Genomic DNA, 13,499 nt, shown 5'->3' with positions numbered 1-13,499 from the left:
GTCGTTCCTTCCTGTCTCAGGGATGCCCGTGCGTCCTCGTCAGAGGACGCCGGCCTCGACCTTCAGCTTGTTGACGAGTTCGGCGGCGCTGGCGACCTTGACGCCGGCCTTGCGGCCGCCCGGCTCGACGGTCTTGAGCACCTTGAGACGCGGCGCGACGTCGACACCGAGCGCCTCCGGCTCCACCGTATCGAGGGGCTTCTTCTTCGCCTTCATGATGTTGGGGAGCGACGCGTAGCGCGGCTCGTTGAGGCGCAGGTCCGTCGTGACGATCGCCGGCAGTTGCAGGTTCAGGGTCTGCAGGCCGCCGTCGATCTCGCGGGTCACGTCGAGGCTGCCCTCGGCCACTTCGAGCTTGAACGCGAACGTGCCCTGCGGCCAGCCGAGCAGGGCGGCGAGCATCTGGCCGGTCTGGTTCGAATCGTCGTCGATCGCCTGCTTGCCGAGGATGACGAGATCCGGGCTCTCCTTCTCCACCAGCGCCTTGAGGAGCTTGGCGACGGCGAGCGGCTCGACGGCGGCATCGGTCTTGACCAGGATGCCGCGGTCGGCGCCCATGGCGAGCGCGGTGCGGATCGTCTCCTGGGCGGCCTGCGGGCCGATCGAGACCGCGACGATCTCGGTGACCTTGCCCTTCTCCTTGAGACGGATCGCCTCCTCGACGGCGATCTCGTCGAAGGGGTTCATCGACATCTTGACGTTGGCGAGCTCGACGCCCGAGCCGTCCGGCTTGACCCGGATCTTGACGTTGTAGTCGACCACCCGCTTGACGGGCACCAGGACCTTCATGATCGTCGCATCCTTCAGGACGGAGAGACGATCGCGGCCGGGCCCTCCCTCGGCCGGTCCGCGATCATCCCCGATATGCAGCAAGGTGCGCGGACCGTAACGGCCGATTTTCCGACTTGTCAACGCAGCCGGAAGGCGGCTCCCCCAGCGTCCGGCGCGGGGCTCGGCGGGGAGGCCGAGCCGCGGCGGTCCAGGCGCGCGGCGGCTCGGCTGCGGGTGCTCGGGTGCGGATCTCCAGGGGCGGTTCTTCAGGTGCGGGTCTTGCCGGGCACCCACAGGACGTCGGCGGCCCCGCCGTCATTGGCGATCCGGGCGGCGACGAACAGGAAGTCGGACAGGCGGTTGAGATACTGGATCGCCACCGGCGACACGATCTCGCCGGGCGTTCCCGCGAGCGCCACCGCCAGTCGCTCGGCCCGGCGGCAGACGGTACGGGCGAGGTGCAGGGACGCCGCCGCCGCCGATCCGCCCGGCAGCACGAAGGAGCGCAAGGGGGAGAGGCCGGCATTGAGCGCGTCGATCTCGCGCTCCACCCGCTCGACCTGCGTCGCCACGATCCGCAGCGGCTCGTAGGACAGGGGTTCGCCGGTCTCCGGGGTCGCGAGGTCGGCACCGAGATCGAACAGGTCGTTCTGGATCCGCCCGAGCATCGCGTCGAGGTCGCCCGTGGTGTGCAGACGGGCGAGGCCGAGGCAGGCATTGGTCTCGTCGACGGTGCCGTAGGTCTCGACCCGCAGGTCGGCCTTCGAGCGGCGTGCGCCGCTGGCGAGCGCCGTGGTGCCGGAATCGCCGGTGCGGGTGTAGATGCGGTTGAGGACGACCACGGGCAGGCTCCCTTCGGCGGGCGCGCCCGCTCCGGCGGCGAGTTCTAGAGCAGTGCCCGATCGCGTTGCAATCGGACGCTGCTCCAGGCCTTTGGTCCAGCCGCATTTCCTGCGACGAGCCGGTACCCTCTTTCCCGGAAGACGCTCCCGCGTCGCCGCGCCGGCCCTCGGGCCGCCGTCAGAAAGTATAGGCGATCTTGCCGCCGAAATTGGTCAGGCCGCGATTCGTGACGCAGAGGCCGGCATTCGACATATGCTCGATCGTCGCCATCACGCTCCAGTGCTCGGTGAGGCGGAAGCCGACCGCGGCCGCCTCGCGGAACAGCGGCGAGCAGCCGAGCGCGTTGTAGATCTTGGGCACGTCGGCCTTCGGACCGGTATACCCGTTATGGAAGCCGGCGCCGAAGAAGCCCTCGACGAAGATCCGGTCGGTCACGTCGAAGGTCCAGGTGGCGCCGAGATAGGCGTAGCTGGTGCGGCCGTCGAAGTTGTAGCTGCCGCCGACGGTCGGGCGGGGGATCAGGGCATTCCAGAGCCGGTCGGCCACGGTGACCGGCCTGGCGAACAGAAACTCGCCGTTAATGTTGCTGGTGTTCTTCTCGTTGCTGCCCGGATCCTGGGCGGAGCCGCCGATGCGGAACTCCGATACGATGCTGAGGGGCTGGACCGGCGGAGTATAGGCCGGGACCGGGGCCGAGAGATCGGCGGCCTGTGCGGCCGGCGCGGCCAGGACGGCCGTCGTGACGATCGCCGCAGCGAGGCTCGGAAGGGTTACGCGCATCTGTCGAGGGGTCCACCGCCCCGTTGCTGGGGCGGGGCGACCCTAGACCCCGGCCGCGCGTCTCGTCTCGCCGCACGATCCGTCTCAGCGCGGTTTTCCACTCCCTGCGACCACCCCGCCACAGTCTCGCAGCGTCAGCCGCCGCGCCACCACAGCACCCCCATGATGACCAGGATCGCGACGAACTGGAGCACCACCCGCAGCCGCATCAGGCGCTGCGAGACGCTGGCGCTGCCGCCGCGCAGCATGTTGGCGAGGCCGAGCAGCAGCACCACGGCGACCGCGAGACAGGCGATGAGGACGATCGTGTTGGTGGACATCCGGCTTCGGGGGCTCGCGAGGGGGAACGGCCTGATAGGGCGGAACCGCCTCGGGCGGGGAGGCGGCCCCGCGCCGCAGGAGATGCCCGGCGCCGGTGACGGGACCCCGACACGCCGATTCGAGATCATGGTTAAGTCAATATTGCGCGCGGTATCCCGAGTTATTGTATTGTTTATATATCATTTGACCTATTAGTGTTGCTCAAAAGCGATGGACGCATCGAGCATGGCATGGTTACCTGCAACGGCTCGGGCACGCTCTCCTCCGGACCATGACGGGATCGACTGATCGAGCGCCCCAGAAAGACGATTCTCCCGGCCGACCCGGCACCGGCGGCCGCACGATGCTCCCTATAGTTCAGGAATGACTCGCGTGAAGTCCTCACTGCTCGCGGCCGGCGGCCTGTTGATGCTGGCGGGCGGCGCCTTCGCCGCCGACCTGCCGCGCCGCATGGCGCCGCCGGTCCTCGCCGCGCCCCCGGCCTTCACCTGGACCGGCTTCTATGCCGGCGTGAATGCCGGCGGTGCCGTGGGCGGCGATTTCCGGGCGCAGACGACGGCGCCGCGTCCCGCCGCGCTCCCGGCTTCCCGGGCCGAGGCCTCGGCCACCGGCTTCGTGGCGGGCGGCACCGTCGGCTACAATTACCAGTTCACGCCGAACAACGGCCTCGTCGTCGGCGTCGAGGCGGATGCCGGCTATTCCGACATCCACAACCAGTTCCGGGTCGCCGTCGGCACCGGCCGCTCGGCCGAGGGCGGCCTCCACACCGACACCTACTTCGCCACCATCCGCGGCCGCGTCGGCTATGCCTGGGGGCCGCTCCTCGCCTACGCCACCGGCGGCTGGGGCTTCACCGAGATCGGCGTGCGCGGCACCGCCACGCTGCCGGGGCTCGTCGCCCCGCTGGCGTTCAACGCCACCGTCCCGGTCGACGGCTACACCGTCGGCGCCGGCCTCGAATATCTCATCACTCCGGCGATCTCGGTGAAGGGCGAGTACCTGTACTCGGATTTCAGCCGCGACATCCGCTTCCGCGCGGTCGGCACCCAGTTCGGCGTGCGCACCGGGCTCGAGACCCATCAGCTGAAGATGGGCCTCAACTACCACTTCAACCTGTTCAACTGACCGGGATCGGCGGGTGGCACCGCCCCCCGCCGATCCCGGACGACGGCGCGGTCGCCACGGGCCGCGCCGTCGTCCTGTGATCGGGCCGCTCAGTTCCGCCGCAGCAGGCGCTCGAAGTAATCGAGCTCCTCCGCCGGGCGGCTCGGGTCGCCGAGCTTGCGCCGCAGTTCCTCCAGGATGCGCCGGGCGCGTTCGACGCCGGATTCCTCGGCGGTCGGCACCCGCACCCGGCCGTCGGAGAAGTCGCGGCTGCGCGTCGGGCGGCCGAGGGGGTCGCTGTCGCGGGCGCCCTGGCGGCCGGGCTGGTTCGGGTTGCCCTGGCCCTGCTGGCCGTCGGCCTGCTCGCCCTCGCCGTCCTGACCCATCTGCTGCATCTGCTGGGCCATGCCTTGCGCCCCGCGCTGTATCCCCTCGAGGGCGCGGCCCTGCGCGTCGACGGCGGAGCCGTCCTGGCCCTGGCCGATCGCGTTCTCGGCCTCGCGCATCGCCTGCTCGGCATCGGCGAGGCCCTGCTCGCCCTGCATGCCGAGTTCCTTCATCCGCCGCTGCAGGTCTTCCAGGCGCTGGCGCAGCGCCTGCTGGCGCTCACCCAAGCCTCCCTGTTGCCCGCCCTGCTGCTGGCCGCCCTGCTGGCCGCGCTGTCCCGGCTGCTGGCCCTCGCCCTGCTGCGGCTCGCCCCCGCGCTGACCCTGCTGGCCGCGCTGGCCCTGACCCTGCTGCGGCTGCTGGCCGCGATTGCCGAAGCGGCGCTCCTGGCCCTGGCGGAAGGTCTCGTCGCGCAAGCCCTGCTGCTCGCGCGCCATCGCCTCGAGGTCCTGCATCTGCCGGTTCATCTCGCGGGCGGTGGGATCCGACATGCGCGAGTTGGGCTGGGCGGTCTGCAGGTTCTCCAGGATGCCGCGGAGCTGGTCGAGCAGGCGCTGGGCCTCCGCCACGTCGCCGCGCTTCATCGCCTCCTGCATCTGATCGAGCATCTTCGACAGGTCGTCGGGCGTCACCGTGCGGTCGGCCTGCCGGCTCTGCTGCCCGGGATTCTGCGGGTTCTGCTGCTGGCGCTGGGCGAATTCCTTCAGGAAGCGGTCCATCGCCTGGCGCAGCTCGTCGGTGAGCTTGGCGATCTCCTGGTCGGAGGCGCCGCGGTCGATCGCGTCCTTCAAGCGCTCCTGCGCGGCGCGCAGGGCCTTCTCGGCGTCGGAGAGGTCGCCCTCCTCGATCTGCAGCGCCATGGCCCAGAGGAGGTCGGCCACCTCGGTCAGGTCCTCGTCGCTCCGCGCCGCCTGCAGGCGGCGCGCCGCCTCCTTGAGACCGAGGAACACGCCCCATTGCGGGGTGAAGCGCTCGGGCGCGATCAGCAGCGCGTCGAGGGAGGTCTCGACCCGGGCCCGGCCACCATCGGGATCGAGGACAAGGCGGCGGCGTTCCTCGGCGAGCGCCCGCGCCAGGGGCTTGGTGAAGAAGCGGCCCGGCAGGGTGATCGCCAGCGGCGCGGAGCGCCCCTCCTGGCCCGCCTCGTCCTTGGCCACCAGGGTCAGCAGCACCTTGGCGCCGGCCCAGGGGCTGTCGGTGAGGTCGATCAGGGTGCGGGTATCGCCGGTTCCCTGCGCGTCCGCCGGCAGGCTCAGGGCCAGGCGCGGCGGCGGTACGAGGGTACGCCCCTTCGTCTGCGGCTCGACCACGGCTTCCGCCGAGGCGATGCCGTAATCGTCCTTCGCCCGGTAGAGGATCGTGAAGGTGCCGCGTCCATTGGTCTCGGGGTTGCCCGCGAAGGCGATCTCCGGCGGCTTGTCGGGGATGGTCTCGATCGTCAGGCGATGACTGGTGGCGAAGCCCGTCTGCACCGCGACTTCGGCGGTGCCGCCCGTCAGCGTGAAACGCTCCTCGCGCAGGTCCTGCCGGGCCGGCGCGGTGGCGGGCAGGGCCTTGAGGCCGGCGCCCGGCGTCACCGTGGCGTCGCCGGCGCCGGCGATGCGCACCACCAGCGTCGCGTTCACCGGCGCCCGCAGGCGCTGGCCGGCCTCCGCCAGGGTCACGATCAGCGGCGGCATCCGGGTGTAGAGCGGCGGGTCGATCCAGCCGTCGACCCGGAAGGCGGGTACCGCGGCGGCCGGGCCGCGCCAGTCGAAAGCGGCGCGCAGGCGGTCGCCGGCCTCGGGGCCGGCCACGAAGGCGCCGGCCACCGCGGCGAGGATCGCGCCGGCACGCAACGCAAAGGGATCGCGCCGGGCCATCCCGGGGCGGGGCCCCGAGACCTTGAGGCGGGCGACCGTCGCGGCGGCGCGGCGGCGATGCAGGTCCCACAAGGCCCGGGCGCCGGGATCGTCGTGCCCGAGCGCCAGCGTGTCCTCGAGGGCGCGGGCCGGGCGATGGCTCAGGCCGGCATCGCGGTCGATGCGGGCGAGCGCCTCGGTCCGGGCGATCCGCCGCAGGCGCAGGAGTGGAAACAGGGACGCGACCAGGGCGAGGCCGAAGACGGCGACGCCGACCATGCGCAGGGTCGGCCCAGCATCGAGCCACAGCCCGAGCCAGGAGGCGGCCAGGAAGACCAGCACGACCGCGAGGCCGCGCCACAGGATCGGCCAGGCCCGCTCCCACAGCGTCACCCGCCCGGCGCGGGTCACCAGCCGGTCGAGCCCGGCGCGCACCGGATCGGGGCGGCCGTCGGCTGCGCCCCTCTGGGCGGGCGTGCTCCGCGCTGTGTCCGGCTCGGCCTTCGTCATGCCCTGCTCCCGAAACCCATCCTGGGATGGGCACAAGCGGGCAGGCTAGCATGCCGACCCGGCCGGGCCAGCGGGTCAAATCGGCTCAGGCGCTCCGGTCGTCGCGCCGCGGCGCCGGGGCGTGATCGACGCCGCCGACCTGCCGCGCCGCCGCCTCGCGCAGGGGCTGCACGGCACTGCGGGTCCGGGCCAGGGCGGCCTGGTTCTCGGCGACGATGCGGTACGCGCGCTCGACCACGGCCTCGGCACGGGCGAGCAGGTTGCCTTGCAGGTTGCCTTGGGGCGCCATCGCGTGGGGTCCTCCCGATGTCATGCCGGGACGCTAGACCGGGAGGACTGCCCGTCTCGTTCGGAAAATCCGTCGGATTTTAGCGATCGGCGCACCTCGCATCAGGCCGACAGCCACTCCGGCACCCGGTCGAGCCCGATCAGTTCCTCATAGGAGAGCCGCGGCCGGATCACCGCGTGGTCGGCCCCGCGCACCAGCACCTCGGGCACGAGCGGCCGGGTGTTGTAGGTGCAGGCCTGCACCGCGCCGTAGGCGCCGGCGGACATCACGGCGATCAGGTCGCCGGGCTTCACCTCCGGCATCTCGCGGCCGAGCGCCAGGTAGTCGCCGCTCTCGCAGACCGGGCCGACCACGTCGGCGGTGAGGCGGGCGGCGTCGGGCTTCGGCTCCGTCACCGGACGCAGGGCGTGGTAGGCCTCGTAGAGGGTCGGGCGGATCAGGTCGTTCATGCCTGCGTCGACGATGACGAAGGTGCGGCCCTCGCCGTGCTTCACGTACTGCACCCGCGTCACCAGCACGCCGGCATTGCCGGCGATCATCCGGCCGATCTCGAAGACGGGCTTCAGGCCGAGCGGCTTGAAATGCGGCCGCAGCACCGCCGCGAAGGCGGCCGGGTCCGGCGGGGGCGCGTTGTCGTCGCGGTAGGGGATGCCGAGGCCGCCGCCGAAATCGACGTGGTGGAGCGTGTGCCCCGCCGCCATCAGGTCGCGGGCGAGGCCGCAGAGCAGGGCGGCGGCGTTGTCGTAGGGCGCGAGGTCGGTGATCTGACTGCCGATATGCATGTCGACGCCGGAGACCGACAGGCCGGGCAGGGTCGCGGCCCGGGCATAGACCTCGCGGGCCCGCGAGATCGGGATGCCGAACTTGTTCTCCGACTTGCCGGTCGAGATCTTGGCGTGGGTGCGGGCGTCGACGTCCGGGTTGACCCGGATCGAGACCGGCGCCGTCATGCCCTTCGAGACCGCGACCCGGGAGAGCAGCTCCAGCTCGGGCTCGCTCTCGACGTTGAAGCACAGGATGCCGGCCTCGAGGGCCGCCGCCATCTCGCCCTCGGTCTTGCCGACGCCCGAGAACACGATCCGCTCGCCCGGCACGCCGGCGGCGAGCGCCCGGCGCAACTCGCCCTCCGATACGATGTCCATGCCGGCGCCGAGGCGCGCCAGGGTGGCGAGCACCGCCTGGTTCGAATTCGCCTTCATGGCGTAGCAGACGAGGGCGTCGTCGCCGGCGAAGGCCTCGGCGAAGACCCGGTAATGCCGCTCCAGGGTGGCGGAGGCGTAGCAGTAGAACGGGGTGCCGACCGCGCCCGCGAGCCGTGCCAGGTCGACGTCCTCGGCGTGGAGCACGCCGTCGCGGTAATGGAAATGGTGCATGGCAGGGTAACCTGGGAGGCGACCGACGTCCGGGCGCACGAGGCGCCGTCTACACGAAAGCGCCGGGGCTTTGCACCCTTCCCCTTCGCACCCTCCTGCCGCAGCGTCACAGCAGCGGGTCGAGGGGGAACGGGCCCTTGGGGATCACGTAGCCCTTGCGGCGCCGGGAGGAGGATTCGGTCGGGGCGGGGATCCCGGTCGGGGCCGCGACGGCGGAGGCCGGCAGCTCGTCCTCGGGGTCCGGGGCGGACCCGCCCGCCTGGAGCCCGACGCCGCCCGGCAGCGTGTTGACCGCGGCGTTCCCGCTCTTCGGCCGGCTGGTTCCGGCCGCGCCCCCGGCCTGGGGCTGGACGGCCGGCGCCGCGGCGGGCGGCGGCTCGAGCGGACCGCGGCGGCCGCAGGCGGCGGCCGAGAGGGCGATCAGGCCGAGGAGGACGAGAGGTCGGGTACGGAACACGGGCACAATCCGGGCACAAGCGTGGCGGCGGCACCATAGCGGTCCGCACCGCGCGAGGCGAGCCCGGCCGCACTCCGCGAGAAGAGGCCACGCCCCCCGCGAAGAGGCTACGCCCCGTGAGAAGAGGCCACGCCCCGGCGAGGCGAAGCGATGGGCCTGCGAGGCAAGGCCCGGAGTGTCGGCGGTTGCGCGGCATTCGAGCGCGGCCGTTAAGGCGGCGTTGGCGCGTGGACCGGGAGAGTATGATGCGGGCGCCATCCCGGAGGCCCGCCGATGCCCGGCCGACACACCGCCTGGACAAACGCCCCGCCGCCGGAGCCGGGTGGAGGATGCGGCAATCGTTTCGCTCGCCAATCCGTTAATGAACGGTTAAGCTTATTGCCGATCGCCGCGTCGGCTTCCGTCGCGTTTGTGAGTGTCCCGTGAGCCTTTCGACGGTGCGGCTGCACCAGCTCCTCGTCGCCGCGGCTTTCCTGGTGCCTTGCGTCGTCCTGCTGGGCGCGGCGTGGTGGAACCGGGCCGAGGTCCTGCGGGAGGAGGACAGCGCCGTCGTCCGTACCGCGGCGGTGATGCACGAGCACGCCTCGAAGGTGTTCGACACCGCCGAGCTGGCGATGGACCGGGTCGACGACTACATCTTCGACCGCAGCTGGAGCCAGATCTCGGCGAGCGCCACCGGCGGCTTCCTGGCGAGCCTCAAGGCGCCGCTGGCCCAGGCCCGGGCGGTCTGGGTCGTCGATCCGCGGGGGCGGATCGAGGCTTCGAGCCGCGCCGGCGACCTTGGCCGCGACCTTTCGGAACGCGACATCTTCTCGGTCCACCGCCCGCGCGACATCGGCATCTATGTCAGCCCCGCGGTGCGGGAGGCCGACGGCTCGACCGCCTTCATGGTGAGCCGCCGGCGCTCGACCGATGACGGCCGCTTCGACGGCGTGATCGTGATCGCGCTGGGCACCGAGTATTTCGCCCGCTTCTACGCCGAGATCGCCGCCCCGACCGATCACCGGGCGATGCTGGTGCGCGCCGACGGCGCGATCCTGGTGCGCGAGCCGCCGGGCCCGGAGGTCGACGAGCGGCTGGCGCCGGCCGATCCGCTGCTGCGGGCGATCCGCGCCCGGCCGCAGGGCGGCACGGCCTCCGGCACCCCGCCCGGCGAGGGCGAACGGCTCTATGCCTGGCGCCGCATCGGCGACTATCCCGTCGAGGTCGCGTTCTCGGTCGAGACCGCGATCGCCCTCGACCGCTGGTACGACAACTTGCGGGTCTACGGCCTCGTCGCCACCGTCTCGGCCCTGACCCTGGTGCTGATGGCCTGGCTGGCGCTGGCCCGGGCCCGGGCCGAGCAGCAGGCTTTGTCCGACCTCAAGCGCGAGCACGCCCAGCGGATCGCCGCCGAGAGCCAGCTGCGCCAGGCCCAGAAGATGGAGGCGGTGGGCCAGCTGACCGGCGGAATCGCCCACGACTTCAACAACCTGCTGGCGGTCATCACCGGCTCCCTGGAGCTGGTCCAGCGCCGCGTCGCCCGGGGCGATACCGATGTCGGCCGCTTCATCGCCGGCGCCCTCGACGGGACCGACCGGGCGGCCAAGCTCACGCACCGGCTCCTCGCCTTCGCCCGCCAGCAACCGCTGGAGCCGCGCCCGACCGATCCGAACCGCCTCGTCGCTGGCATGGTCGACCTGCTGCGGCGGACGCTGGGCGAGACCGTGCGGGTCGAGACCCGGCTGATGGCCGATCCGCCGGCGGTGTTCGTCGACCAGAACCAGCTCGAGAACGCGATCCTGAACCTCGCGGTCAATGCCCGCGACGCGATGCCGGGGGGCGGCCGGCTCGCCCTCGAGATTGCGCACGGCACCCTCGACGACGGCACGCCGGGGGTCTCGATCACGGTGCGCGACACCGGCACCGGGATGCCGCCCGACGTGGTGGCCCGCGCCTTCGAGCCGTTCTTCACCACCAAGCCCCAGGGGCGGGGCACGGGACTGGGGCTGAGCCAGGTCTACGGCTTCGTCACCCAGTCGGGCGGGCGGGTGCGCATCGACAGCCAGCCGGGGCAGGGCACCGCCATCGAGCTGACGCTTCCGGTGAGCCGGGACGGCGTGCCGGCCGAGGCGGCGGGCCGGTCGCGCCTCACGGCGCCGAACCCGGGCCGGGCGGTGCAGACCGTGCTGGTGGTGGAGGACGACGCGGCGGTCCGGCTCGCCAGCGCCGAGACGATCGGCGAACTCGGCTACCGCGCCCTGACGGCGCCGGACGGGGCGGCGGCGCTCGCCACCCTCGACGGCGAGCGCGAGGTGGCGGTGCTGTTCACCGACGTGGTGATGCCGGGCATCGACGGGCCGACGCTGGCGGCGGAAGCGCGGCGGCGGCGGCCCGGCCTGCGGGTGATCTTCACCACCGGCCATCCGCGGGACGAGGAGCAGGACGGCCCCCGGCCGGCGCCCGGCGAGACGGTCTTGCGCAAGCCCTTCACCATCGAGGCCCTGGCCGAGGCCCTGGACGCGGCGACCGCGGCGGCCGCGAGCCGGGCCGAGGCCTCGGCCTGAGACGCCGCGGCCCGGGCGCGTCCCCGCCCGGCCGGACCCGGGATCCGATTACTTGCGAGTCTGCTCGTAGTAGTCGATCGCCCGCTTGCAGTTGACCGAGATTTTCTTCATGTTCTTCTCGAAGCAAGCCTGCACCTCGGGACCGTCCGGCGGCAGGTTGCCGCAATAGGTCATATAGTCACCGGTGCAGTACTTCTTCAGATTGGGGTCGTCCCGCTGGGCCAACGCCGGGGCGGCGAGCAGCGTCAGGCTGCCGGCAGTCAGGAGAGCGAGCGACATCGGCCTGAGCATCATGTCTGTCGAAGCCTTGCAGAGGGTGGAAAGTTGCAGCGACATGGCCCGAAACCGGCGACCTGACAAGGGTCGCGGGGCGACGCAGGCGCGCCCATGGCATCGGCGCCATACCTGCCGGACGATCGCGCCGGGCAAGAAACCGTAACACCGGCAACCCCTTGCTCCGTGTTTCCAGGATGTGTCCGGGTCGGCGGGTCGCAGCCGCCGGTGTGCCGGCCCGCCCGCGATGTGCCCTGCGGCACATCGCGGGCGGGCGTCATCCTGCGGAGGCGGGCGTCGGGGTCTGCATCGGGGTCGCCGGTGGCATCCGGGGCTCCGCCCGGCCATGAGCCTGCATCAGGGCATCGGCCACCTCGGCGATCCGTCGCTCCAGGACCGCGTTCTGCGCCGCGACCTGCCCCGAGGGCGGGGCGCCGGCATTCCGCAGGGCCTCGCGCAGCCGGACGATCTCGGCCTGCGCCGCCTCGGCCTCGGCGGCGTGGCGGGCATTGAGGTCGGTCAGCGCATCCTCCAACGCCTGGATCTGCTCGCGGGCGGCGCTGGCGACGCTCTCGCCCGCCTCGGCGACGCGGCCGCGGGCCGCCCGCGCCTGCTCCTCGGCGACGCCCCGCGCCGCCTGCGCCTCGGCCTGACCGCGGCTGACGGTCTCGACCTCGGCCCGCAAGGCGGCGAGATCGGACAGGGCGCGCTGATAGGGGCCTTCCAGCGCCCGCATCGCCTCCTCGGCCGCCGCCCGGGCGGTGCGGGCCTCGGCGAGGTCGCCCTGCACCTGGGCGAGGCTGCCGCGGGCCTCGACGAGGTCGCGCTCGATCTCGACGAGGCGCGCGTCCCGGCGCTCGATCTCGGTCGCCAGCGTGCCGAGGCGCACGGTGGTCCGGCCCAGCTCCTCCATCCCGGCCCGCCGGGCGGCCTGCGCCTCCTCGACCCGCCGCTCGAGCTGGCGCTCGCGCACCGCGAACTCGGCCCGCAGGTGATCCTTCTCGGCGGTCAGCTCGACGATCGACATCGGGTAGAGCGCCTCCAGCCGGCGGCGCACCAGGCGCTCGGCCCGGGCGTTGAGCGCCGGCAGGACCAGCAGGGCGCACAGGCTGGCGCCGAGGAACCCCAGCGCCGCGAACATCAGGGATTCGATCACCCGGGCGATACTCTCTCGGCATCCGGGCGGGGAGGCCCCGCACGGACGGTTGCAACGGTCGACGACTCGGTCCCGGCCCCGGCCGCTCGCGTGGTCAGGGCCGCCTTTTCGCCGCGGCCGGACCCTGCCACGGGACGGCGGCGAGGACCAGCGTGGCGGTAAGCGCCGGGATCAGAACGGGTTCCAGGTCGGCGAATCGGTGAATTTCAGGTACCCGACATTGATGCCGAAGCGCGCCCCGACCCCGGCGCGGATCGGCACCACCACGATGTTGTCGGCCGTGACCGCCGACATGCCGAACCCGCCGACCACGTAGGCCGAGCCGTCCATGCCGACGAAGCGGCGGTAGAGCGCGTCGACCCGCGGCAGGTTGTAGATCAGCATCATGCTGCGGGCGCCGTCGCCGCCGACGTCGAAGCCCAGCGACGGGCCCTGCCAGAACACCTTGCGCTGGCCGGCATTGCGGGTGAACAGCGTGCCCTCGCCGAAGCGCACGCCGCCGATGATCGCCCCCGACGCCTCCTGGCCGAGGATGTAGCCGTTCGGCTCGCCCCAGCGGCGCGTCGCCTCCTGCACCGTCAGGGCGAGGCCGCGCGAGACCGAGCCGAAGAACTGGTGACCCGAATCGATGATCTCCCGCGGCTGGAACGTGCCGGGATCGCCGGGCCCGCGCCCCTGCGCCGCGGCGGGCAGGGCGGAGAGCGCCAGCGGCGCGGCGAGGAGGGCCGCGAGGGCGCGCCGGCGCGAGAGGCCGGCGGTCGGCAGGGCGGTGATCTGCGGCACCGGGATCTGCCGGACCTTGGGGGCGCGGGACCCGGGAGCGGAGGAGGCTGAGAGCATTCGTTAGG

Annotated in this window: 13 protein-coding genes; 2 read left to right on the top strand and 11 right to left on the bottom strand. The window is 72.4% G+C overall.

The window, feature by feature from the left end:
- Window positions 1-39 precede the first annotated feature (39 nt).
- The 4 genes from G4G93_RS23765 to G4G93_RS23750 form a co-directional block, all read right to left on the bottom strand.
- A complete protein-coding gene (locus tag G4G93_RS23765; RefSeq protein ID WP_165087862.1) occupies window positions 40-789 on the bottom strand; it encodes an electron transfer flavoprotein subunit beta/FixA family protein in 750 nt (249 codons plus the stop codon).
- A gap of 248 nt (window positions 790-1,037) precedes the next feature.
- Window positions 1,038-1,613 carry a cob(I)yrinic acid a,c-diamide adenosyltransferase gene (locus G4G93_RS23760; RefSeq protein WP_165087859.1) on the bottom strand — a complete coding sequence of 192 codons (576 nt, stop codon included), beginning with the start codon at window positions 1,611-1,613 and terminating at the stop codon, window positions 1,038-1,040.
- 178 nt (window positions 1,614-1,791) lie between these two features.
- A complete protein-coding gene (locus G4G93_RS23755; protein WP_165087856.1) occupies window positions 1,792-2,394 on the bottom strand; it encodes an acyloxyacyl hydrolase in 603 nt (200 codons plus the stop codon).
- 134 nt (window positions 2,395-2,528) lie between these two features.
- Window positions 2,529-2,714, bottom strand: coding sequence for a twin transmembrane helix small protein (locus G4G93_RS23750; RefSeq protein WP_165087853.1), 186 nt, complete (start codon window positions 2,712-2,714; stop codon window positions 2,529-2,531).
- A gap of 373 nt (window positions 2,715-3,087) precedes the next feature.
- On the opposite strand from G4G93_RS23750, the gene G4G93_RS23745 reads away from it, so the two are divergent.
- Window positions 3,088-3,840: an outer membrane protein gene (locus G4G93_RS23745; RefSeq protein WP_165087850.1), complete on the top strand. Its 753-nt coding sequence runs from the start codon at window positions 3,088-3,090 to the stop codon at window positions 3,838-3,840.
- A gap of 89 nt (window positions 3,841-3,929) precedes the next feature.
- On the opposite strand, the gene G4G93_RS23740 is transcribed toward G4G93_RS23745, so the two are convergent.
- The 4 genes from G4G93_RS23740 to lptM form a co-directional block, all read right to left on the bottom strand.
- Entirely contained in the window at window positions 3,930-6,557 is a 2,628-nt protein-coding gene (locus G4G93_RS23740; protein ID WP_165087848.1) for a TIGR02302 family protein, read from the bottom strand.
- Window positions 6,558-6,642: 85 nt separating this feature from the next.
- Window positions 6,643-6,846 carry a hypothetical protein gene (locus tag G4G93_RS23735; protein WP_165087845.1) on the bottom strand — a complete coding sequence of 68 codons (204 nt, stop codon included), beginning with the start codon at window positions 6,844-6,846 and terminating at the stop codon, window positions 6,643-6,645.
- A gap of 101 nt (window positions 6,847-6,947) precedes the next feature.
- Complete coding sequence (lysA, locus tag G4G93_RS23730) at window positions 6,948-8,219, bottom strand: diaminopimelate decarboxylase (RefSeq protein WP_165087842.1); 1,272 nt, start codon at window positions 8,217-8,219, stop codon at window positions 6,948-6,950.
- Window positions 8,220-8,325: 106 nt separating this feature from the next.
- The gene (lptM, locus tag G4G93_RS23725; RefSeq protein WP_312892244.1) at window positions 8,326-8,676 is read right to left on the bottom strand and encodes an LPS translocon maturation chaperone LptM; all 351 of its coding nucleotides are present in this window, start codon (window positions 8,674-8,676) and stop codon (window positions 8,326-8,328) included.
- A 422-nt stretch (window positions 8,677-9,098) separates the two neighbouring features.
- Here lptM and G4G93_RS23720 point away from each other — a divergent pair, with 422 nt between their 5' ends.
- Window positions 9,099-11,222, top strand: a complete 2,124-nt coding sequence (locus G4G93_RS23720) for a hybrid sensor histidine kinase/response regulator (RefSeq protein ID WP_165087839.1) — start codon at window positions 9,099-9,101, stop codon at window positions 11,220-11,222.
- Window positions 11,223-11,270: 48 nt separating this feature from the next.
- On the opposite strand, the gene G4G93_RS23715 is transcribed toward G4G93_RS23720, so the two are convergent.
- The 3 genes from G4G93_RS23715 to G4G93_RS23705 form a co-directional block, all read right to left on the bottom strand.
- Complete coding sequence (locus G4G93_RS23715; protein ID WP_165087969.1) at window positions 11,271-11,516, bottom strand: 3',5'-cyclic-nucleotide phosphodiesterase; 246 nt, start codon at window positions 11,514-11,516, stop codon at window positions 11,271-11,273.
- Window positions 11,517-11,772: 256 nt separating this feature from the next.
- Complete coding sequence (locus G4G93_RS23710) at window positions 11,773-12,651, bottom strand: hypothetical protein (RefSeq protein ID WP_165087837.1); 879 nt, start codon at window positions 12,649-12,651, stop codon at window positions 11,773-11,775.
- Window positions 12,652-12,822: 171 nt separating this feature from the next.
- Window positions 12,823-13,491 (bottom strand): DUF1134 domain-containing protein, encoded by a 669-nt coding sequence (locus G4G93_RS23705; protein WP_246736966.1) that lies wholly within the window; start codon window positions 13,489-13,491, stop codon window positions 12,823-12,825.
- Window positions 13,492-13,499 lie beyond the last annotated feature (8 nt).

The sequence above is a fragment of the Methylobacterium sp. DB0501 genome, from assembly GCF_011043735.1.
Lineage (GTDB): Bacteria > Pseudomonadota > Alphaproteobacteria > Rhizobiales > Beijerinckiaceae > Methylobacterium > Methylobacterium alsaeris.
Note: the sequence above shows the minus strand (reverse complement) of the source record. Positions and strands in the feature narration are given on the sequence as shown.